We start from the raw sequence: 24,464 nt of genomic DNA, 5'->3' as shown, positions 1-24,464 counted from the left end.
TGCTACTCCAGATTCTGAACTTGTTCGCGAAACTGGTCGACGACGGCCTTCAGTTCCAATCCGATCGCGGTGACTGCTGCGGCGTTCGACTTCGAGCACAGCGTATTCGATTCGCGGTTGAATTCCTGCGCCAGAAAATCGAGCTTGCGGCCGACCGCGCCGCCGCCGGCCAGCAATGTCCGGCCCGATGCCACATGGGTCTTCAGCCGGTCGATCTCCTCGCGGATATCCGCCTTGGTCGCAAGGAAGGCAGCCTCCATGTTGAGGCGCGCTTCGTCCAGCGCGGCACCAGTGTCCATCAGCAATCGTACCTGCTCTGCGATCTTCTCGCGAATGACGCCGGGCTGGCGCGAAGGATCGGCCTCGGCGCGCAGGGTCAGCGCCTCGATCGCATCCAGATGGCCGGACAACACGATGCGCAGCGCCTCGCCTTCATTCCGGCGCGCGGATGCAAGACCTGTCAGTGCTTCATCGAGCGCATGTTCAATGACGGCATCAAGCGCGCCGCGCATTTCTTCCGTCTCGAGTGCTTCCGGAACTTCGAGAACACCTCGCAACGCAAGCAGTCCGTCGGCCGATGCGGGCGATACGCCAAACTGTTCCTGCAATCGCTTGGCGAGACCTGCAATGTCCTTGAGGAAAGCCTCGTTGACTACGGGCTGAGCGGATGAGCCACTCGGACGACCGACCGTCAGTGTCGCCTGGAAATTGCCGCGCGCGAAACGCTTCTGCACGACCTGCCGGACGAGAGGCTCCAGCCGGTCGAAACCCTGCGGCAGGCGCAAGCGAACTTCAACGCTTTTGCCGTTGACCGATTTCACTTCCCAGGCAATCGCAGTTCCCTGATGGTCGGCAACCGCGCGTGCGAAGCCCGTCATACTTTGCAGATTCATGCCAGGCGCCCCCAAGCGCATATTATTGGGCCGCGTTGGCCCCGGTGCCGGCATTGTCGCCGTTGTCAGCAGGTTGCTCGGAATTGCCGGACTTCGCCGCGTCCTCCGCCTGCTTCTTCACGAGTGCGCGATAGCGGGCGACATTCTGATTGTGGTCGTCGAGCGTTTCGGCAAACACATGCCCGCCATTGCCGTCGGCGACAAAATAGAGATCCTTGGTCTTGGATGGATTGGCCACGGCCTCAAGCGAAGCGCGACCGGGATTGGCGATCGGCGTCGGCGGCAAACCGTTGATCTGATAGGTGTTATAGGGTGTCTGCTTGTCGATGTCCGACTGATAGATCGGCCGGTCGCCGGGTTTGCCCTTGCCGCCGAACAATCCGTAGATGATCGTCGGATCCGACTGCAGGCGCATACCCTTGTTGAGGCGATTGAGGAAGACCGCTGCAACGCGCGAGCGCTCGTCGCTACGGCCCGTTTCCTTTTCGACAATCGAAGCCAGGGTGACGAATTCGTCGGCATTGGCCAACGGCAGATCGGGCGAACGACGCTTCCAGATTTCATCGACCAGCTCTTTCTGATCGGCAAGCAGCTTGTCGACCATCTGCTGGCGGGTGGCACCGCGCGTGAAACGCAGCGTGTCAGTGGCCAGGCTGCCTTCAGCAGGCAGTTGCGTCGGCATGTTGCCCGTCAGGGCATCCTCCGCGGCGACGCGTGCAAACGCCTGCTCGACCGTCAGACCTTCCGGAATGGTCAGTGAATACATCACCGACTTGCCGCTTTTCAGAAGATTCATGATCTCGCGCATCGACGCATGCGGCTTGATCTCATACTCGCCGGCCTTGAGCGCCTGGTCGTTGCCATAGGCCCGCACACCGAGCCGGAAGATGCGCGCATCGCTGATGAAGCCGCGCCGCTCGAGCTGATCGGCAATGTCCTGGACACCGGTGGCTGGCTTGACCAGGAAGGTGTCGCCATTGGCCGACGGGCCTGCCTCAAAGAACTCCTGCCGACCGAAATAGACGGCGGCGCCGGTCGCCAGAACGGCGAGCATGACGCAGGATACCAAGAAGTTCATGAAAACCACGATCTGGCCGCGCGAAGCGCGCGAACGCTTGGACGGCGGCGGCGTACCGGCTTCCGGGCGCAAGGCCTCGCTTGCGGTCTTCGGTATGATCGTCGTCGGCTGCGTGGTGACCTGGCCGCCGTCTTCGTTGTTCGCCGGTGTGGTGTTCATAACGCCCTGCCATAGGTTCTATCGACGAATCCCCTCGGGACAGTAGAGGGGATTGTGGCAAAAATGACGGACTTGTCCGCCCTGGAGCTGTCGAAAGACCGTTGGGAGCCGGTCAATCAGCCATTGTAGCGCTGGAAAACCAGCGATGCGTTGGTGCCGCCAAATCCGAAGGAATTGGACAGCGCCACATCGATCTGACGCTCGCGCGGCTTATTCGGCACGAGGTCGATTGCCGTCTCGCGTTCAGGATTGTCGAGATTGATGGTAGCCGGTGCGATGTTGTCGCGAATGGCCAGAATCGAGAAGATCGCTTCCGCGGCGCCCGCGGCGCCCAGAAGATGGCCGATCGACGATTTGGTGGACGACATCGAAACTTTCGAAGCTGCATTGCCGACCAGGCGCTCGACGGCGCCGAGCTCGATCGTGTCGGCCATGGTCGAGGTGCCATGGGCATTGATGTAGTCGACGTCGGCAGGCGTCAGCTTGGCACGCTTCAACGCCGCCGTCATGCAGCGGAAAGCACCGTCGCCGTCTTCCGCCGGCGCGGTGATGTGATAGGCATCGCCGGTGAGACCGTAACCGGTGACCTCGGCGTAAATCTTGGCGCCACGCGCCTTGGCGTGTTCCAGTTCTTCCAGAACCACCACACCGGCGCCCTCGCCCATGACGAAACCGTCGCGGTCGCGATCATAGGGGCGCGAAGCCTTTTCAGGTGTATCGTTGCGCTCGGTCGAAAGCGCGCGGCAAGCCGCGAAACCAGCCAGCGAAAGGCGAGTGACCGGCGCTTCGGCACCGCCCGCAACCATGACATCGGCATCGCCGAACTGGATCAGCCTGGCTGCGTCGCCGATCGCATGCGCGCCGGTCGAGCAAGCCGTCACCACGGCATGGTTCGGTCCCTTCAGACCGTGCCTAATCGACACCTGGCCAGAGACCAGATTGATGATCTGCCCAGGAATGAAGAAGGGGCTGATACGGCGCGGCCCTTTTTCCTGAAGGATCAGCGCATTCTCAGCGATGCCTTCGATGCCGCCAATGCCCGAACCGATCATCACGCCGGTCGCGCACTGTTCTTCATGCGTCTTCGGCTGCCAGCCGGAATCCCTCAGCGCTTCATCGGCGGCCGCAATCCCGTACAGGATGAAGTCGCCGATCTTGCGCAGTTCCTTGGGTTCCAGGAAGGCTTCCGGGTTGAAGGTGGCGTCCTCGCCGTTACCACGTGGAATCACGTGCGCGATCTTGCAGGCAAGATCTTCGACCTCGAACTCGGTGACGCGCCGCGCGGCGCTACGGCCGGTGAGCAATTCTCGCCAGCCGTGCTCGACCCCAACGCCGAATGGTGAAAGCAGGCCGAGGCCCGTAACGACGACGCGCCTCATTGCATGCCCTCTCCGAAGACGTAAGCCGGAAAAATCAGGCCGAGGCCTTGTCGATGTACTTCACGGCGTCGCCGACCGTGAGGATGGTCTCTGCCGCGTCGTCCGGGATTTCAACGCCGAACTCTTCCTCGAACGCCATGACAAGCTCAACCGTGTCGAGGCTGTCCGCGCCGAGATCGTCGATGAAGGAGGCCTGCTCAGTCACCTTGTCGGCATCGACGCCCAGATGCTCGATAACGATCTTTTTGACGCGCTCTGCGGTGTCACTCATTTTGGCATCCTTCGTTCTATTGTCTTGTCTTCGTTAGCGGGCACAATGCCGCTAATCAAGCTGAAAGATAGGCCGGGCTGAATACAACAATAACTGGCCGGCTTTTGCCCGAACCGCCGGGTTGCGGGCCGCATTACACGAAAACGGCCTGGCATCCAAGGCGGTAAGGGTGTTTTTCCAACGCGATCACGGGTCGCGTCGGAACGTCAGATCATCGCCATGCCGCCATTGACGTGGAGCGTCTGGCCGGTGACGTAGGAAGCTTCCGTCGAAGCAAGATAAGCGACCGCCGACGCAACCTCCTCGCCCGTGCCCATGCGCTTGGCCGGAATGGCGGCCATGATCATTTCCTTCTGCTTATCGTTCAGCTTGTCGGTCATAGCCGATTCGATAAAGCCGGGGGCGACGCAATTGACGGTCACGTTGCGGGTAGCGATCTCCTGTGCCAGCGACTTGGAGAAGCCGATCATGCCGGCCTTCGAGGCGCAATAATTGGCCTGGCCGGGATTGCCGGTAACGCCGACGACGGAGGTGATGTTGATGATGCGGCCATAGCGGCGACGCATCATCGGGTGGGTAAGTTCGCGCGTCAGCCGGAAGACGGCGGTCAGATTGACCTCGATGACGCTGTCCCAGTCGGCATCGGACATGCGCACGAACAGGCCATCTTTGGTGATGCCGGCATTGTTGACGAGGATATCGACGCCCTCCAGATCGGCTTCCGCCTTCTGGCCCAGCGCCTTCACTTCGTCGCGGTCGGACAAGTTTGCCGGAAAGATCTTCACCCGGTCACCCAATTCGGCGGCGAGTGCCTCCAATTTCTCGACGCGCGTGCCGTGCAGGCCGACAACCGCGCCCTGCTTATGCAGCAGGCGCGCAATGGCCTCGCCAATGCCACCTGTGGCTCCGGTGACGAGCGCCTTGCGGCCAGTCAGATCGAACATGTTTCGTCCCCTCTCAAGCGCACCCTTAATATGGGTGGGGTCATCAGGCTTTCTAAGCTAGCGCCGCGAGCGCGGCATCGATATCGGCCGGAGTTCCAACGGAAACGGTCGCGATATCGCGATTGATGCGCCGCGCCAGACCGGACAATACCTTGCCGGCACCAACTTCATAAAGCGTGGTCACGCCATTGGCGCCGAACCATTCGACCGTTTCGCGCCAGCGCACCCGGCCGGTGACCTGCTCGACCAGACGGGCGGCGATCGTATCCGGGTCCGTCGTCGGCGACACCGAGACGTTGGAGACAACGGGAACGACCGGGGCGTTCTTTGCCACTCCCGCCAGCGCCACGCGCATGGCTTCGGCGGCAGGTGCCATCAACGCGGAATGGAAAGGAGCCGACACCTGGAGCATCAGCGCGCGCTTGGCGCCCTTTTCCGTGCAAAGCCTGGCCGCCAGTTCCACTGCCGCCTTGGCGCCGGAAATCACCAGCTGGCCGCCGCCATTGTCGTTCGCCACCTGGCATACCGATCCTTTTGCAGCCTCGGCACAGGCAGCTTCGACATCGGGCTGTTCAAGGCCGATGATGGCAGCCATGGCGCCCTCGCCCACCGGAACGGCCGACTGCATCGCGTTGCCGCGAATGCGCAGCAGGCGGGCGGCATCGGCTACAGAGACAAAGCCAGCGGCGGCGAGTGCGGAATATTCGCCCAGCGAATGACCCGCGACATAGGCGACCTTATCTTTCAGCGAAAAGCCACGGGCTTCCAGCGCGCGCACGGCAGCAAGCGATACGGCCATCAGGGCCGGCTGGGCATTGGCCGTCAAAGTCAGTGTCTCCTCGGGTCCTTCCCAGATCAGGGAGGACAGTTTTTCACCGAGGGCCTCATCGACCTCTTCGAAGACGCGCCGGGCTTCGGGGAATGCATCGGCAAGGTCCTTGCCCATGCCGACCGCCTGGCTGCCCTGCCCCGGAAAGGTGAATGCCACCGCCATAGAGAGCTCCAACTGGTTAATCACGCCTGCCTGTGCGCAAGCCCAGCCCACAAGTCAAGAGCCCAGCGTGCCCGCCGGGCGAGACACGCGGAGCGGCGCCAGCCAGTTTTGCAGCGATCAATCATGATAAAAACCGAACACGATTCGTTTGCTGGCTCTTCTAAATTTTGCCACAGGCGCTAGCTTTCCGTGACATTTGAATGACAGTTTGATGACGCATTCATAATGCAGGTGGGGATCTACGAATTGGCGAAAGGTTTGTCGGGGAGCGGTATGACTGCGCCGAAGCATAAGTATGACAGCGCCTTCCCCGGCTTCGAGCCGGGAGAAGAAAGGCGTGCCATGCGGTATTGCCTGGTCACCCTGGTGGCGTCGGCCGTGCTGGTTTTCGCCATTGAGCTCATCTTCCGCGGCGACATCGTCAGCACACTCGGCTTCTTCGTGCAGCCATTCAAGCCCGGCTGGACGACGGTCGTTCTGTTCACCCTCATCCTCATCGGCCTCGATGCCCTGCTTGGACGCAATTACCAGGGCGTGATGATCTTCGCGCCGGTGACGCTGGCGCTCGCTTTCATCGGCCACCAGAAATCGCGCTATCTCGGCGATCCGCTCTATCCCACGGACTTTCTTTACGCGCGGCAGATTGTGGAACTGATGCCGCTCCTGGTGCGCGAACGCCCTTGGACAGGCGTTGCGCTCGGCGCAGGCATCCTGGCGACGATTGCCTTGCTCATCGCATTGTGGCTCGGCTGGCGCCGCCGCACCTCGACATTGCGCTACAAGGCCCGTCTCGCCCGCCTCACCGTGGCTATTCCCCTGTTGGCGTTCTTCGTTTCGATCATGGACTACGCCGCTTTCTCGTGGACGCGCGATCGTCTGCAGATCATCCCGATGATGTGGGACCAGAAGGAAAACTACAATTCGAACGGCTTCGCGCTGGCCTTCGCACTCAACGTGCCTATGGCCCATGTCGTGGCTCCCCTGGGCTATTCAGACAAGGCAATCGAGACGATCGCCAGACCCGAGGTGGGCGCGGTTGTGCCCGAGGACAAGCCCGACATCATCATGGTGATGAGCGAATCCTTCTGGGATCCGATGACGCTGCCGAACGTCTCCGTCACGCCTGACCCCATCCCGACGGTACGTGCGGCCCGCGCTGGCTCGGTGTTTTCGCCCGAGTTCGGTGGCATGACGGCCAATGTCGAATTCGAAGCACTGACCGGTTTCTCGAATGCCTTCCTGCCGGCCGGCTCCATTCCCTACCAGCAATATGTGCGCGCGCCGGTTCCTTCGTTGGCAACATTTCTGAAGAGCGAAGGCTATTCGGCACGGGCCTTCCATCCGGGCACCAACTGGTTCTGGAACCGCACCGCGGTCTATGCCGATTTCGGCTTCGACGACTTCCAGTCGGAAGAGACCATGCCTTACATGGCAAAGCGCGGGCCGCTCGCCTCCGACGAAGCGATGACCGACCAGCTCATCAGCGCGGCGGACGCTTCGGAGGAGCCGTTCTTCTACTTCGCGGTCAGCCTGCAGAATCACGGCCCCTACGAACCCACCCGCTACTCCGACACCACGCGTGTCGTGCAGGCGCCGATCAGCCAATGGGCACGGGATTCGCTGGCTTCTTATGCCGAGGGTGCGGCTGACGCGGATATCAATCTCAAGCGGCTGATGGACTGGGCTCAGAAGCGTGAGCGGCCGACTGTCATCGTGTTCTTCGGCGATCATCTGCCGCCGCTCGGTCCGGTCTATGTCGAGACCGGGTTCCTGAAGGACAATGTGGCGCCACGCAAGGAAGCGCCCGATCAGATGCGCCTGCACCGCGAAACGCCGCTGGTCGTCTGGTCCAACCGGACGGGGCCGGCGAAGGACGTCGGCTCGATCAGCCCGGCCTTCCTGCCCTATCATCTGCTCAAGGCCGCAGGCATCACGCACCCCTACTACACGGACTTCCTCGGCCAGATCAGCGAACGATACAACGTTGTCGACCGCAACCTGCTGCTTGCCACCGACGGCGCCGCCACGGCCGACTGGGCGAGGCAGAAGGAGATCGCCCCGCTCATCCGCGACTATCGCTACCTGCAGTACGACATGATGTTCGGCAAGCGCTGGTCCGCGCCCGACTTCTTCCCGGAAACGGTGAACAAACTCGTCGCGCATACGAGCTGACGGACGCCGGCAGACGCATGAAAATCCGGCCTAGCCCTTGGCCGGACTTGACTTTCCGAGCGCTTTCTTTATGTGTCCGGCCAAGTTTTCCGCGTCCGGGGTTTTCTTCCCGTGTCCCAGCGGCTCGAACTCCACGAAATCAACGGACGAACATCATGGCCAAAGCCGCGAACATCAAGATCAAGCTTCTTTCGACCGCCGACACCGGCTTCTTCTATGTGACGAGCAAGAACAGCCGCACCAAGACCGACAAGCTGTCGTTCCGCAAGTACGACCCGGTCGCCAAGAAGCATGTCGAATTCAAGGAAACCAAGATCAAGTAATCTGGTTTCCGTCATGAAATGCAAAACGCCGCCCTCTGGGCGGCGTTTTTGTTTGCGCGGACGGAAAACCGGCATTCTCCACCCTCTAGGACATTTTGTTGATGTCGAGAGTGAAGAATAAGGGGGCCGGTCGGCGTGATGGCAGCGGTACGAGGAGGCCACTATATGCCAGCGCCGGCCGGCCGACCCCACGGACCCAGGAGATGCGGCGGACCTGAGCATCATGGGGTATCAGTGGAACTGCCGGATTTGCCCCCGCACCGACCGTCCCTCATTTGCGCGAGCACATTTGCCCAAGCTTATTCAAAAATCAACACTTTCTTAACCACGGACCGCGAATCGCCGGGGTTAAGGTAAACAGTCAGCGTTATCGGCGAGCACGGAGCGGCTGCTTGCCGTCAGGCTGCGTTGGCCACCACCCTGTTGCGGCCGCTGTTCTTGGCTTCGTAGAGGGCCAGATCAGCCCGCTTCATCAAGGCCTCGACCGTATCGCGCCCGTGCAGCAGCGAGGAAACGCCGACGCTGATCGTAATCTCCGCGGTCTGTCCGTCTCGCCCGATTGCAAACGGCACCTTCGCGATTTCGGCGCGAATGCGCTCGGCAACCTTTTCGGCGATCGCGCCTTCCGTATCCGGCATGACCACGACGAACTCCTCGCCGCCGAAACGACAGGCAAGGTCGATGCCGCGAACGTTCTTGCGCAGGCGATAGGCAAACTCGCGCAGCACGTCATCGCCACCGTCATGGCCAAAAGTGTCGTTGATGGTCTTGAAGCGATCGAGGTCGGTTATCATCACCGCCAACGGCCGGCGCCGCGCCACAGCCCGGTCGAACAAGGTTTGCAGATGGCTATCCAGGTAGCGACGGTTGTGCAGGCCGGTCAGCCCGTCCGTCACCGCCATCTCGATGGTCTGGGTCACGGAAGCGCGCAGCTGGTCATTGTAGCGCTTGCGGCGAACCTGCGTGCGCAACCGCGCGATCAACTCATGCGGATCGATCGGCCTGGTCAGATAGTCGTTGATGCCGAGTTCCAGGCCGCGAATGACCCTGTCCTCTTCACCCTGGTTGGCCAGCAATATGATCGGCACGAAGCGGGTGCGGTCGAGCGAGCGCAATTGCGAGCAAAGCCGCAGCGGATCGAAGTCGGCGAAATCGGTCGACACGAGGACACATTCGTAAGGCGTCTCGGCTGCCTGGAAGAAGCCGGCATGCGGATCCTTCGCCGTGTCAAGCGCGACCCGATCCCGCAAGGCCTTGCGAATGCGTTCCGAAGAGGCTTCGCGCTCATCGACAAGAAGCACGCGCGGCAAGGTATCGTCGTCGGCGATGTTGCGCGCCAGCAATTCCTCGATGCCGATGTTGCGTGTAGTCGAAGCGCGAAGGCGCAGCTCGTCGGTCAGCATCTTGAGGCGCACCAGGCTTTTCACCCGGGTCATCAACTGAAGATCGTTGACGGGCTTGGTGAGGAAGTCGTCCGCGCCAGCCTCAAGCCCCCGCACGCGGTCGGTCACCTGATCGAGAGCGGTGACCATCACCACCGGGATATGGGCCGTGGCCGGATCGCTCTTCAAGCGGCGGCAGACTTCGAAACCATCCATGTCCGGCATCATGACGTCGAGCAGCACCACATCGACCTTGCCGTTCTCGCAGGTCTCGATCGCATCGGGGCCGTTCGTCGCCGTCAGCACGTCGAAATATTCAGCTAGGAGCCGAACTTCCAGTAGCTTGACGTTGGCCGGCACGTCGTCGACGACAAGGATGCGGGCAGTCATTTCATGCGGCTCCGGGCTGGTGGCGAACAACCATCAGGCGTCACCCAGATAGGATTTCACGGTCTCGATGAAGCGCGGCACCGATATCGGCTTCGAAATATAGGCTTCGCAACCACCCTGGCGAATGCGCTCCTCATCCCCCTTCATGGCGAAGGCGGTGACCGCGATGACCGGAATGACGTGCAATTCGTCGTCTTCCTTCAGCCACTTGGTCACTTCCAGCCCTGACACTTCCGGCAGTTGGATATCCATGAGGATCAAGTCGGGCCGATGTTTGCGCGCAAGATCGAGCGCTTCGAGACCGTTACGGGTGCGCACGGTTTCATAGCCGCTGGCCTCGATGAGGTCGCGAAAGAGCTTCATATTGAGCTCATTGTCTTCGACGATCATTACCTTCTTCGGCATTCTTTCCCGCTCCGACGACATTCCCGCGCGGAAACCGTCGTGATGCACTCCATCCCGAAGCGCCCAAACCCGGCTCCACATTAGCGCGAGATGATTGACGAAACGCAAACCGGCGGTGTGAAATCCGACCAGTCTGCACACAACAAGACAACAGCAACATCACACAAGCCTTGCCCTTGGCGACGCTTGTGACTACTTCCAGATGCAGACTCATCACCATTGTCGGAATCAAAGGTAGCGATGGCAGACGCAGCGTCAATGCGTGAGCAGGCAGAGGCCCTCGCCGTCGGCGCGTTGGCCTTTGTTGCCAGCGACGCAGAATTGCTGCCCCGCTTCCTTGCGATTACCGGCATCGAAGCCAGTTCGATCCGGCGCGCGGCGGCGGAACCTGGCTTCCTGGCCGGAGTATTGCAATTCATCCTGGCGCATGAACCGACCTTGATGCGCTTCTGCGAGGAGACCGGCACCCCGCCGGCAGCGGTCGGCAAGGCGTTGCACGCCTTGCCGCTCGGAAACCAAGACGATTATGAGCGTTCGACATGAGTGACGATCCAGAGACAGCCCGCCAGATCGCCGAACTGGCCAGCGACCACCGTCCGCTGCTGGTGCTCGACGTCGACGACGTGATCCTCGAATTCATCCGCCCGTTTCCGCGCTTTCTCGAACAGCGCGGCTACGATCTGACCTTCGCCTCGTTCAGGCTGACCGGCAATGTCTCCGAGCGTGGCACAGGCCGGGTGGCCGAGCAGCATGAAGTGCACACGCTGCTGGACGACTTCTTCGCCGGCCAGGCTGAGTGGCAGTATGTTGCTGAAGGCGCTGCTGAGACCTTGAAATCACTGGAGGACCGGGCCGAAATCGTGTTGCTGACGGCGATGCCGCACAAGCATCGCTCCGCGCGGCGCGCCCATCTCGACCAGCTCGGCCTCCGTTACCCGCTGCTCACCACCGAAATGGCCAAGGGCCCGGCGGTGGCAAAACTTCGCGGCGACAAGGGGCGACCGATCGCTTTCGTCGACGATCAGCCCAACAATCTGATCTCGGCGCGTGGTTCGGTTGCCGATGCGCATCTTTTCCACCTGATGGCCGACAATTCGCTGCGTGCGTTCCTGCCGCCGCTGCCGGACGACCTGATCGTGGTACAGGATTGGCACGAAGCCGCTCCAAAGATCGCCCAGGCGCTGGGCGTTTAGAAAGACCGCTTAACGCGCGGATATCCCACAAAAGAAAAGCCCCGCTCATGATCTCTGGGCGGGGCTTTTCCATTTTTTATCGCGGTCGAACCGGCAGCCGCGTGGCCTCTATTGCTGTGGCGCCGGCTGCTCCTGTTCGGAATCCTGCGGCGCCTCCTCGCTCTGGTCGGGGTCCTGCGCCGGATCGGTGGCCTGATCGTCCGTCGCGTTGTCGTCCGTCACGCCTTCCTCGCCGGGTTGCACGACCGGGTCGGCTGCCTTGACCGTGACGCCGTTGACGATGACGGATCCGTCCGACTTGCCGTTCACCACCCATTCGATGCGGCCGTCCGGCAGGGTCTTGGCAAAACCCTTCATTGCCAGCGCGGCGGCAACGGCATTGCTTGCATCCGGTGTGGTCTTGGAAGCTTCCTGCAGCGTCTCCACGATCTTGTCGTAGCCAGAGACGGTCACCGTCATGTCGACGTCCGGCTTCTTGGTCGGGTCCGGCTTGTCATACGGGAAACGGACCTCGCCCTTGAACGCGATCTCGGTGTCCTTGTTCTTGATGACGCTGGGCTCGATCAGTACCTTGGGCGACTTGGCCAGGAACTCGGCTCCGATCTGGTCGCCGAATTCGGCGGGCAGCGGCGGCTCCTTGGTCAGGTCGAAGGCGTCGATGGACTTGCGCGCCATGGTATCGAGATCGAGATTGGCGCCGCCGAAATTGAGCTCGATATCGGTGGGCAACAGCGAAGCGCTCCAGGTCGGCAGCATTTGCGCCGCTATTGCCGGCACAGTCAGGCCGCTGGCCTTCAGCCCGTAGCTCACCGTACCGTTCTTGCTGACGCCATCGGCACCGAACTTGGCCACAAGTTCGGTCGTGTTGAACTCGCCGAGTGGCGTGCCGACCTTGAAATCCTTGAACTTATAGGTGCCGTCAAAGCGCTGCCAGACCGGCAACGCCGCCAGAAGCAACGTCTTCAGCTCCGCCTGATTGGCCTTGAGCTTGGCTTCGTCCTCATTGGCAACGCCGAAACCGACGAGATCGAGTATCGCGCGGCTGCGCAACCCCTTGGCCGTCGCATCCACCGCAAGGCTCGGCGAATGGAAGGTCAACGGCACCTTCAGACCGCTTTCGCCATCGTCGATCGTCACCGTCTCGCTGAAGTCGGCCAGCGTCTGCGACATGGCGAAATCGACGCCACCGTCCGCCGCCTTGGTCGCGGTGCCGGTCATCGTTGTCGCCCCGGCGCGTGCCTCGACGCTCGACTTCGCATCCTTCGAAGCCATGGTCATGTCGGCCATCGAGGACGTCAGATTGGTGAAGGCAGCGAGGGCCGGGTCGTAGACGCCGGCCATCTTGCCGTCCTTCAGATCGAACTCGGTGGTCTGTTGTCCCTCGGGGCCCTTTACCTCGAACGTTCCCTTCGACGAGAAGGTGCTGCCGACATCCCAGGTGCCGTCGGGGCGCGGTTTGACATTCAGCACATAGGGCGGCAGGTCGAATTTGACGAAATCCTGCTCTGGCATCGCCTTGACGAGCGCCTTGAAATCGACGGTGAGCTGGTAGGCGTCACCCTTAGGCTCCACTTTTACAACGCCCTTCTCGAAAGCCTGATTTCCGAGATAGCGGGCAATGTCCTTCTGGACTTGGGCGGCACCCTGGGCATCGATGCCCTGTGCGAAGGCCGGGGCGCAGATCGCCAAAGCCGAAACAGTCGTCAAAACACGGCGCACTTATGGTCTCCACTTTTGTTCAAGGACGAAAAGCCCAATCCGATCGGACCCTTCGTAGGAAATTACAGCCTCAATCACAAGGCGACATGACAAGGCCAACGCAGCCGGCGTGGCTTGAAGGCCGATGGCGCTGCAGGTGCGCCGACGGACTACAGAATCAGCCGCATCAGCGGTCGCCCCGCCTTGCGTTCGACAAGACGCTGGAAGCCTGCCTGCTCGAAAACGCGCGAAGAGCCAACGAACAGCCCGACGGAACGCGAATCGCGCGACAGGTCGATCGGGCACGCTTCGATCATCCGGGCTCCGCTGCTACGGGCAAAATCGATGCCGCCGGCCACCAGCCGGTGGGTCAGTCCCTGACCACGAGCCTTGGTGCGGATGAAAAAACACGAGATTGCCCACACAGCTGGATCGTCCGCATCGGTTGCATCGACCGGCGCCGATCCCCTGCCCTTGTTGTTCCACTCGGGCACGTCGGCGCGCGGACCGATCTGCATCCAGCCATTCGCCACGCCATCTTCCAACACCAGCAGGCCCGGCGGCGGCCCAGCCTCGATGCGTGTCCTGATATGATCCTTGTTGCTCTGGCGACTGCCCGACCGCCGTTCCGCCGGAGGCAGCCGGAAATGCGTGCACCAACAGCCATAGCAGGCGCCCTGCTTGCCGAACAAATCTTCGAATTGCGGCCATAGATCCGGGGTCAAATGGTGGATTTCGATGCTCATGACGCGTCCCTCCAGTCGCCTTGCATGGACCGGCCGTGTAGACTACATTGACAATGTTCTCTTTATGTTCGCAGTGATGGCGGCACCTGTCAACGATCCCGAGCATGGTTTTTGTCGCGACTGCCTGACGCCACAGCGCAGCAGAGCGATGCGCTGTGAACGATGCGGCAGCCCGCGCATCGTTCGCCATGCCGAACTTTACAGCCTGCACCTTGCCCATATCGACTGCGACGCTTTCTATGCGGCGGTCGAGAAACGCGACAATCCGGCGCTGCGCGACAAGCCGGTCATTGTCGGCGGCGGCAAGCGCGGCGTGGTCTCGACCGCATGCTACATTGCCCGCATCCATGGCGTACGCTCGGCGATGCCGATGTTCAAGGCGCTCGAGGCATGCCCCGAGGCCATCGTCGTCAAACCGGACATGGAGAAGTATGTGCGGGTGGGACGCGAGGTGCGCGCCATGATGCTAGCGCTGACACCTCTGGTCGAACCGATCTCGATCGACGAGGCGTTCCTGGACCTTGCCGGAACGGAGAAGCTGCATGGCCTGCCGCCCGCGCTGGTGCTGGCGCGTTTCGCGCAGACGGTCGAGAAAGAGATCGGCATCACTGTTTCGGCCGGGCTTTCCTACTGCAAGTTCCTGGCCAAGATCGCATCGGACTTTCGCAAGCCGCGCGGCTACGCGGTGATCGGCGAGAAGGAAGCGATGTCGTTCCTCGCCGAGCAGCCGGTGACGATGATCTGGGGAGTCGGCAAGGCCTTCGCCGAAGTGCTGGCCCGCGACGGCATCCGCATGATCGGCCAATTGCAGAAGATGGAACGCAGCGACCTGATGGGCCGCTATGGGGTGATGGGGGATCGGCTCTACCGCCTGTCGCGCGGCGAGGACGATCGACGCGTTCATCCAGACCATGACGCAAAAAGCGTATCCGCCGAAACGACGTTCGATACCGACATCGCCAAGATGGACGACCTCGTTCCGGTACTGCGGGCCTTGTCCGAGAAAGTATCGGCGCGACTGAAGAAGGCCGGCATAGCCGGCCGCACGGTGGTGCTCAAGCTCAAGAGCCAGGATTTCAAGACACGCACCCGCAACCGCCAGCTTGCCGATCCGACCCGCCTCGCCGACCGCATCTTTTCAACCGGGCTCGATCTGTTGCGCCGCGAGGCGGACGGCACCAGATATCGCCTTCTGGGCATCGGCGTCAGCGACCTTTCCGACGACGAGAAGGCCGATCCGCCTGATCTTGTCGATCTGCAATCGCGCAAGCGGGCGCTGGCGGAGGGCGCAATCGACACGTTGCGCGACAAGTTCGGACGCAAGGCGGTGGAAACCGGCTATACGTTCGGCAAGGGGCGCAATGCCCATCCGCCGGAACATCTCGACGACTGACGCCGCATCCTCTGGCCCAGAAGATTGGCGGGTCTATGGATTGCCGGACAACGGTCGGCTTGCGAAACAGCGTTCATGGCACCGGCTCCCTCGATCCCCAAAGCGGCGTTCTGGATGGCGTTGTCGATCGCGTCCTTCCTGCTGATGTCGGTCGCGGGGCGAGCGACGACAAGCGCGCTCAGCGTCTTCCAGGTTCTGGAGATGCGCTCGGTGATCGGCTGGTTCATCCTGCTGCCTCTGGTCATCAGCCAGGGTGGTTTCGCCGCCATGGCCTCGCCACGGCTGCCGCTGCATATCGCGCGCAACGTGATCCACTATGTCGGCCAGGGTGCCTGGCTTTATGCGCTGACATTGATCCCGCTCGGCGTGCTGATCTCCATCGAATTCACCACCCCGATCTGGACCGCCCTGCTTGCCGTTTTGTTCCTCGGCGAACGCCTCAACAAGTTCCGCATCGCCTCGATCGTGCTTGGTCTTATCGGCGTCGTCATCATCGTGCGTCCGAGCACCGGCTCGGTTGATACCGGCCACCTGATTGTTCTCGGCGCGGCCGCCTGTTTTGGCGCCTCGGTGGTCATGGTGAAGGCGTTGACGCGCACCGACAGCGTGGTGCGCATCATCTTCTGGATGCTCGTCGTGCAATCGGTGCTCGGCCTCGTTCCGGCTCTGCTCGAATGGCGCAATCCGTCGCTCTCACTGTGGCCGTGGATTTTCACCATCGCATTCACCGGCATGTCCTCGCATTTCTGCATGGCGAGGGCCCTGACCTATGCTGACGCCACGCTGATTTCGCCGATGGATTTCCTGCGCGTGCCTTTGTCGGCGCTGCTGGGCTGGCTGGTCTATCACGAGCAGATCGATGCCTTCACCGCCGGTGGCGCTGCGCTGATTTTGATGGGCAACCTGCTCAACCTGCAAAAGCGACCGGCAAAACCCGCCGAAGTGGCGGCGAGTTGACGCGTCCAGCGCTTCGACTACGCCCTCCGATTGTCTGAAACCGATGTCGATTCTCGTTCTGACGCGCTAGTTGCGCTTCAGGTCGATCTGGGCGGTGACGACCGATTTGCCGCTCGGCAGGTCCTTGTCGATGGTGACGATGCGCATGGCATCCGCGCCGATCTTCTCGACGCGCATCTCTGCATCCCGGTCGCCATTCACCAGCTTCGCCCAGCGGATGGCGAGGTTGAGCGCCTGCCCCTTGCGACGTCCAGACAGTGCCGCAGGTCCGGTTCGCGAACCGACATAGGTCCCGCTATAGCGTTGCCCATCGGTCTTCAGCCGCACCCCGATGCTGCGCGAAATCAGTATCAAGCCGCGACAATTGCCGTCGAGCGTTAGAAACGCGTCACCGGATTTCGCGGTGAAGGAGCAGGAAACGCTGACCGGTGATGCCTTTGTGTTGATGCGGAAGCTGCCCTTGCCGCTCCATTTGCCGGCCATCGAGACAAAGAACCCCGGCTCCGCGGCATGAGCTGGTTGCGCAAGGGAAAGGGCGACGAGAACTGCACCCAGGTAGAGGCGGACCAACATTCGTTCTGTTCTCTCCAAAGCACGAACTTTAACGTCACTTCTTGCGGTTCGCTCGCCAGTTTCGTTCCGAAACGGTCAGCTACCCTCGTCCGGTATGTTGAGGACATGGCCGCAAGCCTTGCAATGCACGGCGTCCGGCTCGTGGCGCTGGAGCCCGCATTGCGGGCAAGGAAAGAGGACCTTGGTCGGGCGAAAGATCGCCTGGGCGAGACGCACGAACAGTGAAATGCCGATGATCATGGTGACGATCGAGGTGAGTTTGCCGGCAACGCCCGGCAAGACGATGTCGCCGAAGCCGGTGGTCGTGACGGTTGCCACGGTGAAATAGAGCGCATCGACATAGCCAACGAGCCCAGAAGCCTGCCGGAAGAAGAAGGTGTAGACGAAGCCCGTTACCACGAACAGGAATGTCAGGAGATTGACCACAGCGTGGGTGGTGTCGCGCCAGGCCAGAAACCGACCTCCGCCGAGATGCCGCCACAGAACCCCGCTTCGCGACAGCGACCACAGGCGCAGGATGCGCAGGAAGCTCAGATTGGCCAGTGCCGTCGGAAACAGCAGCGTCAGCAGGATGAACAGATCGACCCAGGATGTCGGTTGCCGCATGAGCCGAACCATGTCGGTGGATGCAAGCAGGCGCGCAAGCAGGTCGGCGGCGACGAGGATCGCCACCGCATAGTCCAGCCACAGGAAGGAAGCCGTACCCTGCAGCAAGGGCGTGGCGATGAAGAAGGCGATGATGACGATGTCGACAAGCACCACCGCCGCCTGAAAACGAACGGCCTCGGGTGTGCGCCCGTGATAGAGCCGGCGCAAGCGATCACGCAATGTCGCCAGGGAGGTACCGTTCTCGGGCTTCGCTTCAGACGCCATGCCTATCGGGTAGCGTCAGCCATGCCGCTCGTCCAGCGTTTTCAGGACGAGTTCCGATTGCCTAAACCAGCTCGACTTCGATCACTCCGGGCACTGCCCGCATCGCCGACGCCACTTGCGGCGAGATGCGGTAGCGATTGGGAAGCTCGATCTCGACCTCCCCCTGCCCGCCGTCCTTGATCAGCACGAAGGACACCTGCCCCTCGCCCTTCACGCCAAGCTGCCCAGCAAGTGCATTGAGCGGGGCGGCATCCCTCACGAAGATGCGCAGGGCTTTCTGGATGCGGCTTGCCTCATCCTCCAGCGACTGCACTGTCTGGATGCGAAGATTGACCCCTTCCGGCCTGTCCTCCGCCGCGACGGTGATGACGACCGATTTGCCGGCTTCCAGCATGTCGCGATATTGCGCCAGCGTCTCCGAAAACATCACCGCTTCATATTGGCCGGTCATGTCCGAGAAGTTCACGATACCCATCTTGTTGCCAGTTCGCGTCTTGCGTTCCTGCTTGGCGGTCACTGTACCGGCAAGGCGTCCGGCCGAGGCGCCACGTTTCACCGCCGCGGAAAACTCCGCCCAGTTCTGCACGCGCATCTTCTGCAGCGCGACCTTGTATTCATCGAGCGGGTGCGCGGAGAGATAAAACCCGACCACCTGGAATTCGCGGTACAAGCGGTCGGCAGCCAGCCACGGTTCGCTCAACGGCAGGTTGAGCGCTTGCGACTGCGCTCCCAGCGAAGCGCCGAAAATGTCGGCCTGGCCGGAAGTGGCATTCTGCTGCGCCAGCGCCGCCAGCCCCATCATCCGCTCGACACCGCCCATCATCTGCGCGCGGTCGTGCCCGAAACAATCAAGCGCGCCAGCCATGATCAGGCTTTCGAAGACACGCTTGCCAACGACTTTCGGGTCGATCCGCTCGCAGAAATCTGCCAGGCTCTTGAACGGACCGTCCCCACGCCTTTCGACAATGTGTTCGACGGCCGCGTCGCCGACGCCCTTCAGCGCCGCCATGGAATAGAAGATCTTGTTCTCGCCAACTTCGAAATCGCGGAAGCTGGTCATCACCGAGGGCGCGACGACCTCGATACCGAGCCGCATCGCATCCTGGCGGAAATCCGCCAGCTTGTCGGTGTTCGACATATCGAGCGTCATCGACGCGGCCAGGAACTCCACCGGATAATGCGCCTTCAGATAGGCGGTTTGATAAGAGACGATGGCGTAGGCGGCGGCGTGCGACTTGTTGAAGCCGTAGTCGGCGAACTTCGCCAGAAGGTCGAAGATGAAATCGGCCTGCGGCTTGGCGACGCCACGTTCCACGGCGCCGGACACGAAGATGCCGCGCTGCTGGTCCATTTCGGCGCGGATCTTCTTGCCCATGGCGCGGCGCAACAAGTCGGCCTGACCGAGCGTGTAGCCCGCAAGCTCTTGCGCGATCTGCATCACCTGTTCCTGGTAGACGATAACGCCCTGCGTCTCCTTCACCAGATGGTCGATCTTGGGATGGATCGAGGCGATTTCCTCTTCGCCATGTTTTCTGGCGTTGTAAGTCGGGATGTTCTCCATCGGCCCCGGCCGATAGAGGGCGACCAGTGCGATGATGTCCTCGATGCGGTCGGGACGCATGCCGATGAGCGCCTTGCGCATGCCGGCACTTTCAACCTGGAACACGCCGACAACCTCGCCGCGCGACAGCATGGCGTAGGTCTGCGGGTCGTCCAGCGGAATAGTGGCAAGGTCGATGTCGATGCCGCGGCGACGGATGAGCTTTACCGCCTTCTCCAGCACGGTCAGCGTTTTCAGGCCGAGGAAGTCGAACTTCACCAGCCCGGCATCCTCCACCTTCTTCATGTTGAACTGCGTGACCGGCATATCCGAGCGCGGATCGCGATACATCGGCACCAGTTCCGACAAGGGTCGGTCACCGATGACGATGCCGGCGGCGTGCGTCGAGGCATGGCGATAGAGGCCTTCCAGCTTCTGCGCCATGTCGAGCAGCGTCTGGACGATCGGCTCCTTTTCCGCCTCCTCGGCAAAGCGCGGCTCGTTGGCGATTGCTTCGGCGAGCTTGACAGGATTGGCAGGGTTCTGCGGCACCATCTTGCAGAGCCGATCGACCTGGCCGTAGGGCATCTGCAGAACGCGACCGACGTCGCGCAAAACGGCACGCGCCTGCAGCGTACCGAAGGTGATGATCTGTCCGACCTGGTCGCGGCCGTATTTGGCCTGTACGTAGCGGATCACCTCTTCGCGGCGATCCTGGCAGAAGTCGATGTCGAAGTCGGGCATCGAGACGCGGTCGGGATTAAGGAAGCGCTCGAACAGCAGCGAGAAGCGCAGCGGATCGACATCGGTGATGAGAAGCGCGTAGGCAACCAGCGAACCCGCACCCGAGCCACGGCCCGGGCCGACAGGAATGTCATGTTGCTTGGCCCATTTGATGAAGTCCGACACGATCAGGAAATAGCCGGGGAACTTCATGCGCTGGATGATGCCGATCTCGAACTCCAGCCTTTCGCGATACTGTTCCTCGGTGAAACCCGAGTGGAGGCCGCGAGTGGCGAAGCGCACGTTCAGTCCTTCGCGGGCCTGGCGCGCAAGTTCTTCCGCTTCAGCGCTCTCGGCCGCCTCGGCATCGGAAACGTCGGCACCGGTAAAGCGCGGCAGGATCGGCTTGCGGTTCTTCGGGTAGTAGGAACAACGCCGGGCGATCTCGATCGTGTTGTCCACCGCTTCCGGCAAATCCTCGAACAGGCGCGCCATTTCGGCCTGGCTCTTGAGGTGATTGTCCGGCGTCAGGCGTCGGCGTTCATCGGCGGCAACGACCGAGCCCTCGGCAATCGCGATGAGCGCGTCATGTGCCTCGAAATCCTCGCGTGAGGAGAAGAAGGCTTCATTGGTGGCGACAAGCGGGAGCTCGTGGCGGTAGGCCAATTCGATCGTGGCTTGTTCGACCTCGCGATCGTAGTTGGTCACCCGTTCCAGCTCGACATAGAGGCGGTTGCCGAACAATGTTTTCAGGGCAAGCAGACGTGTCTCGGCCAGATCGTTGCGATCGTCAAACAGTGCGGTGCCAATCGGCCCACGAGGGCCGCCTGTCAGACAAATGACATCGCCGGCGCAGTCGCCAACCATATCGGTTGAGACATGCACCGGCTCACCGGCGGGCGTTTCCAGATAGGCGCGGCTTATGAGGCGAACGAGATTGGCATAGCCTGCCTCGCTGGCCGCCAGGAAAACGACCGGCCTCAGGTCCGGCCCCTGCCTGCGCCGATCCCGCTGGCCGTCATTGGTTTCGCCGACGAACGCCAGATCGACCTGACAACCGATGATCGGCTGGATACCGTCCTTCACGGCCTTCTGCGCGAATTCGAGCGCACCGAACAGATTGTTGGTGTCGCTGATCGCAACGGCCGGTGCCTGGTCCTTGACCGCGTGGCCGACAATCGCGCCAAGCTGCAAGGCCCCTTCCAACAGCGAATAGGCGGAATGCACGCGCAAATGCACGAAGGGGCGCGCCGGCGCTTCTCCCTTCCTTGCGATCATCGCCTCGCGTTTGAGAGGATCTCGCGTCCTGACGTCGTTAGTCACGGCTATTTCCGATCTGGTGAACGAATCTCGATCCGGCTGCCATCAATCTAGTCAGCCACACCGCTGCCTGCCAGCTTCGTCGTCACCGCGCGCTCTTCGATCACAAGAAACAGCTCCCGCGCCGCGCACAACTGTCCGCTTCAACCTGTGTGAAGCGCTTCATAGCACCTGTACCGCGAAGCCGGCACGATAGTCCTGCGAGAATACCTTCACGGAGGATATCATCATGAGCAATCGTTTCGTCGTCGATCTGTCAGGCGTCAAGCTCGCCAAGGGTATGGAAGAGAAACTGGCCAGGAATATCCAGCAGGCGGTCCTCACCGGGCTGGCCGAAACACATACTCAACCTGAAATGGTGCTGCGCTTTCCAAAGGAATGGCTGGGGCTGATCCTGCATCTGGACCAGCGCCAGCTTCCCGCTATCGAAAAGGAAATCGGCGGTCTGATGCGCTGATGCCATGCCCATTCCAGCGCAGCCTTCCGGTCAACGCCAAACGAGACCGCCGCGCTCGGACGACGGTCAAAGATCGTGCCCGAGCGCGCCTGCCGAACCGGGCGCGCTTCTGATCGGCATCGTCGGAGACGACGGCATCGTGCAGCCTGTCCCGACACGCCTGGAAATCGACGCTGATTTCATAACGCTGGCAGGCAAAACCGGTGCCCCGGAAGCGCGCTTTCGGTTTGCTGGAAAGTGCGTGGAAGGAAAATGCCGGCAATGGACGGGCAATTCCTGCGGCGTCATCGAACGGGTGCTTGCGGGCATGGCCGACCAGAAGATCGATCCGGCCGCCAACTTGCCGCGCTGCGCCATCCGCGGCAGTTGCCGCTGGTATTCACAACGCGGCGGCGAGGCCTGCCGGGCCTGCATCTATGTCGTCACCGACCAGCGCGTCGAGGAAGTCTCGGCCTAACGACAAAATCCGGGGCGGCGAATGGCTCGCCCCGGATGACTTGCCAGACCTCAGGCAAACTCCATGATCACGGCATCGACCGCCAGACTGTCGCCCGGCTTGGCATTCAGTTTCGTAACCCTGAGATCGCGCTCGGCGCGCAACACATTTTCCATCTTCATCGCCTCAACCACGGCCAAGGTGTCGCCCGCCTTGACCTCCTGCCCTTCGGCGACGGCGATCGAGACCACCAAACCCGGCATCGGACACAGCAGCAACCTGGAAGTGTCCGGCGGCAGCTTCACGGGCATTATCCGTTCCATCGCCGCCGTCTGCGGCAGCATGGCAAGCGCCGTCACCGACATGCCCTTCCAGGCGATGCGCGTGCCATTGGGCAGCGACCGCAATTGGGCCGAGACCCTGTGCTTGCCAACCGTGCCACGCCAGACCGGTTCGCCCGGCCGCCAGTCGGAAGCCACCGTGAGTGCCTTGCCGCCTTCGATCGAGAGATCGAGTTCCATCGGTATCGAGATCATGCCCTCAAGAACCGTCGCCGACAGGTAATCCTTGCCGAGCTTCACCACCCAATCACGCTTCAATGCCCCCGAATGCGGGGCAAGCCGACCGCTCAGCCGGTCCAGCCGGTCGCGGCGCAGCAATTCCACCGAAGCGGCGATCGCCGCCAGAACGGCCCTGTCCTTCGCATCCGGCGCGATCGGCGCGAATCCGTCCGGATATTCCTCGGCGATGAAACCCGTCGAAAGCCGTCCCTCGCGCCAGCGCGGATGCTGCATCAAGGCCGACAGGAAGGGGATGTTGTGCTCGATGCCATCCACGACGAATTCGTCCAGCGCCTCCGACATGGCATCGATCGCCTGCCCTCGCGTCGGCGCCCAGGTGCACAGCTTGGCGATCATCGGATCGTAGAACATCGAGATTTCGGAACCTTCGGTGACACCGGTGTCGTTGCGCACGACGATATCGCCGAAGCGGCCTTCCTCGGGCGGCTGGTAACGCGTCAGCCGGCCAATCGACGGCAGGAAGTTGCGATAGGGATCCTCCGCGTAAAGCCGGCTCTCGACCGCCCAACCGTCGAGCTTCACGTCGCCCTGGCCGAAAGCCAGTTCCTCGCCGGCGGCGACGCGGATCATTTGCTCTACAAGATCGATGCCGGTGATGAGCTCGGTCACCGGATGCTCGACCTGCAATCGCGTATTCATTTCAAGGAAGTAGAAGTTTTTGTCCTTGTCGACGATGAACTCGACGGTGCCGGCGCTCTGGTAGTCGACCGCTTTCGCCAACGCCACCGCCTGTTCGCCCATGGCCTTTCTGGTCTTCTCGTCAAGGAAGGGCGACGGTGCTTCCTCGACAACCTTCTGGTTGCGGCGCTGGATCGAACATTCGCGTTCGCCCAGATAGACGGCGTTGCCATGCGCGTCGGCAAGAACCTGGATCTCGATGTGACGCGGATCAACAACGAACTTCTCGATGAAGACACGGTCGTCGCCAAAGGAACTTTTCGCCTCGGAACGAGCACGGTCGAAGCCGTCGCGAACTTCCGCCTGCGACCAGGCGATGCGCATGCCCTTGCCGCCGCCCCCGGCCGACGCCTTGATCATGACCGGATAGCCGATCTCGCCGGCGATCTTTTCCGCGTGGTCGGCGTTCTCGATGACGCCCAGCCAACCAGGGACGGTGCTCACCTTGGCAGCGTTGGCGAATTTCTTGGATTCGATCTTGTCGCCCATGGCCTTGATCGCCTTGGGCTTCGGACCGATGAAGGCGATCCCCTGCGCCTCAAGCGCTTCGCAGAATGACGCACGTTCGGACAGGAAACCGTAACCGGGATGAACGGCCTCGGCCCCGGATGCCTTGCAAGCCTCGATAATCCTGTCGGCGACGAGATAACTCTGGGCGGCGGGGGCCGGGCCGATATGGATCGCTTCGTCAGCCATCTCGACATGCACGGCGTCGCGATCGGCGTCCGAATAGACCGCTACCGTGGAAATGCCCATCTTGCGTGCCGTCTTGATGACGCGACAGGCGATCTCGCCACGATTGGCGATCAATATCTTGTTGAACATGGACGCCGCTTCCTCCGGTAAGTCCTTACCTTTTATGGACTTCCACGACCGGGCTCAAGCTACGGCATGCACCGTGCCGGC

The 24,464-nt window shown here is 61.7% G+C and carries 22 protein-coding genes; 8 read left to right on the top strand and 14 right to left on the bottom strand.

Annotation, left to right across the window (positions count from 1 at the left end; genetic code table 11):
• Positions 1-2: 2 nt before the first annotated feature.
• From AB4136_RS18235 to fabD, 6 genes are all read right to left on the bottom strand, one after another.
• Positions 3-893, bottom strand: coding sequence for a YicC/YloC family endoribonuclease (locus tag AB4136_RS18235; protein ID WP_137901727.1), 891 nt, complete (start codon positions 891-893; stop codon positions 3-5).
• A gap of 22 nt (positions 894-915) precedes the next feature.
• Positions 916-2,130, bottom strand: a complete 1,215-nt coding sequence (gene mltG, locus AB4136_RS18230) for an endolytic transglycosylase MltG (protein WP_024926178.1) — start codon at positions 2,128-2,130, stop codon at positions 916-918.
• A 116-nt stretch (positions 2,131-2,246) separates the two neighbouring features.
• Positions 2,247-3,509 carry a beta-ketoacyl-ACP synthase II gene (gene fabF / locus AB4136_RS18225; protein ID WP_024926177.1) on the bottom strand — a complete coding sequence of 421 codons (1,263 nt, stop codon included), beginning with the start codon at positions 3,507-3,509 and terminating at the stop codon, positions 2,247-2,249.
• 34 nt (positions 3,510-3,543) lie between these two features.
• Positions 3,544-3,780, bottom strand: a complete 237-nt coding sequence (locus AB4136_RS18220) for an acyl carrier protein (RefSeq protein ID WP_006203723.1) — start codon at positions 3,778-3,780, stop codon at positions 3,544-3,546.
• A 206-nt stretch (positions 3,781-3,986) separates the two neighbouring features.
• Positions 3,987-4,724, bottom strand: coding sequence for a 3-oxoacyl-[acyl-carrier-protein] reductase (fabG, locus tag AB4136_RS18215; RefSeq protein ID WP_137901728.1), 738 nt, complete (start codon positions 4,722-4,724; stop codon positions 3,987-3,989).
• A 52-nt stretch (positions 4,725-4,776) separates the two neighbouring features.
• Positions 4,777-5,718, bottom strand: coding sequence for an ACP S-malonyltransferase (gene fabD, locus AB4136_RS18210; RefSeq protein WP_137901729.1), 942 nt, complete (start codon positions 5,716-5,718; stop codon positions 4,777-4,779).
• A gap of 273 nt (positions 5,719-5,991) precedes the next feature.
• On the opposite strand from fabD, the gene AB4136_RS18205 reads away from it, so the two are divergent.
• Together AB4136_RS18205 and rpmG are read left to right on the top strand one after the other, a co-directional pair.
• Positions 5,992-7,890, top strand: a complete 1,899-nt coding sequence (locus AB4136_RS18205; protein ID WP_373426399.1) for an LTA synthase family protein — start codon at positions 5,992-5,994, stop codon at positions 7,888-7,890.
• A 155-nt stretch (positions 7,891-8,045) separates the two neighbouring features.
• Positions 8,046-8,213: a 50S ribosomal protein L33 gene (rpmG, locus tag AB4136_RS18200; RefSeq protein ID WP_006201775.1), complete on the top strand. Its 168-nt coding sequence runs from the start codon at positions 8,046-8,048 to the stop codon at positions 8,211-8,213.
• A 398-nt stretch (positions 8,214-8,611) separates the two neighbouring features.
• Here rpmG and AB4136_RS18195 read toward each other — a convergent pair whose 3' ends face one another.
• Both AB4136_RS18195 and AB4136_RS18190 read right to left on the bottom strand, forming a co-directional pair.
• On the bottom strand, positions 8,612-9,985 hold the full coding sequence (locus AB4136_RS18195; protein WP_024926173.1) for a PleD family two-component system response regulator: 1,374 nt from the start codon (positions 9,983-9,985) through the stop codon (positions 8,612-8,614).
• Between the two features lie 33 nt (positions 9,986-10,018).
• Positions 10,019-10,390: a response regulator gene (locus AB4136_RS18190; RefSeq protein WP_024926172.1), complete on the bottom strand. Its 372-nt coding sequence runs from the start codon at positions 10,388-10,390 to the stop codon at positions 10,019-10,021.
• A 240-nt stretch (positions 10,391-10,630) separates the two neighbouring features.
• Between AB4136_RS18190 and AB4136_RS18185 the strand changes: the two genes are divergently transcribed.
• On the top strand, positions 10,631-10,933 hold the full coding sequence (locus AB4136_RS18185; protein WP_024926171.1) for a DUF3572 domain-containing protein: 303 nt from the start codon (positions 10,631-10,633) through the stop codon (positions 10,931-10,933).
• Entirely contained in the window at positions 10,930-11,583 is a 654-nt protein-coding gene (locus tag AB4136_RS18180) for a hypothetical protein (protein WP_024926170.1), read from the top strand. The genes AB4136_RS18185 and AB4136_RS18180 overlap by 4 nt, the downstream gene beginning before the upstream one ends.
• A gap of 108 nt (positions 11,584-11,691) precedes the next feature.
• On the opposite strand, the gene AB4136_RS18175 is transcribed toward AB4136_RS18180, so the two are convergent.
• Entirely contained in the window at positions 11,692-13,302 is a 1,611-nt protein-coding gene (locus tag AB4136_RS18175) for a hypothetical protein (RefSeq protein WP_441931542.1), read from the bottom strand.
• A gap of 149 nt (positions 13,303-13,451) precedes the next feature.
• Positions 13,452-14,027, bottom strand: coding sequence for a GNAT family N-acetyltransferase (locus tag AB4136_RS18170; protein WP_024926168.1), 576 nt, complete (start codon positions 14,025-14,027; stop codon positions 13,452-13,454).
• Between the two features lie 64 nt (positions 14,028-14,091).
• On the opposite strand from AB4136_RS18170, the gene AB4136_RS18165 reads away from it, so the two are divergent.
• Positions 14,092-15,420, top strand: a complete 1,329-nt coding sequence (locus tag AB4136_RS18165; RefSeq protein ID WP_137901731.1) for a DNA polymerase IV — start codon at positions 14,092-14,094, stop codon at positions 15,418-15,420.
• Between the two features lie 75 nt (positions 15,421-15,495).
• On the top strand, positions 15,496-16,377 hold the full coding sequence (locus AB4136_RS18160) for a DMT family transporter (RefSeq protein WP_024926166.1): 882 nt from the start codon (positions 15,496-15,498) through the stop codon (positions 16,375-16,377).
• Positions 16,378-16,443: 66 nt separating this feature from the next.
• Here AB4136_RS18160 and AB4136_RS18155 read toward each other — a convergent pair whose 3' ends face one another.
• The 3 genes from AB4136_RS18155 to dnaE all read right to left on the bottom strand — a co-directional run bounded on the left by AB4136_RS18155 (position 16,444) and on the right by dnaE (position 21,364).
• The gene (locus tag AB4136_RS18155) at positions 16,444-16,950 is read right to left on the bottom strand and encodes a hypothetical protein (RefSeq protein WP_137901732.1); all 507 of its coding nucleotides are present in this window, start codon (positions 16,948-16,950) and stop codon (positions 16,444-16,446) included.
• Positions 16,951-17,025: 75 nt separating this feature from the next.
• Positions 17,026-17,823: a potassium channel family protein gene (locus AB4136_RS18150; RefSeq protein WP_137901733.1), complete on the bottom strand. Its 798-nt coding sequence runs from the start codon at positions 17,821-17,823 to the stop codon at positions 17,026-17,028.
• A 61-nt stretch (positions 17,824-17,884) separates the two neighbouring features.
• Positions 17,885-21,364 carry a DNA polymerase III subunit alpha gene (gene dnaE, locus AB4136_RS18145; RefSeq protein WP_137901734.1) on the bottom strand — a complete coding sequence of 1,160 codons (3,480 nt, stop codon included), beginning with the start codon at positions 21,362-21,364 and terminating at the stop codon, positions 17,885-17,887.
• Positions 21,365-21,635: 271 nt separating this feature from the next.
• Here dnaE and AB4136_RS18140 point away from each other — a divergent pair, with 271 nt between their 5' ends.
• Both AB4136_RS18140 and AB4136_RS18135 read left to right on the top strand, forming a co-directional pair.
• Positions 21,636-21,863, top strand: coding sequence for a hypothetical protein (locus AB4136_RS18140; RefSeq protein ID WP_024926162.1), 228 nt, complete (start codon positions 21,636-21,638; stop codon positions 21,861-21,863).
• Between the two features lie 241 nt (positions 21,864-22,104).
• Positions 22,105-22,320, top strand: a complete 216-nt coding sequence (locus AB4136_RS18135) for a hypothetical protein (protein ID WP_244431280.1) — start codon at positions 22,105-22,107, stop codon at positions 22,318-22,320.
• A gap of 50 nt (positions 22,321-22,370) precedes the next feature.
• Here the strand turns inward: AB4136_RS18135 and AB4136_RS18130 are convergent, their stop codons facing one another.
• A complete protein-coding gene (locus AB4136_RS18130) occupies positions 22,371-24,383 on the bottom strand; it encodes an acetyl-CoA carboxylase biotin carboxylase subunit (RefSeq protein WP_024926160.1) in 2,013 nt (670 codons plus the stop codon).
• Between the last annotated feature and the right edge of the window lie 81 nt (positions 24,384-24,464).

Source organism: Mesorhizobium sp. 2RAF21 (assembly GCF_052115345.1).
GTDB classification, from domain to species: Bacteria; Pseudomonadota; Alphaproteobacteria; order Rhizobiales; family Rhizobiaceae; genus Mesorhizobium; species Mesorhizobium terrae.
This window is presented reverse-complemented; position numbering and strand designations above follow the sequence as displayed.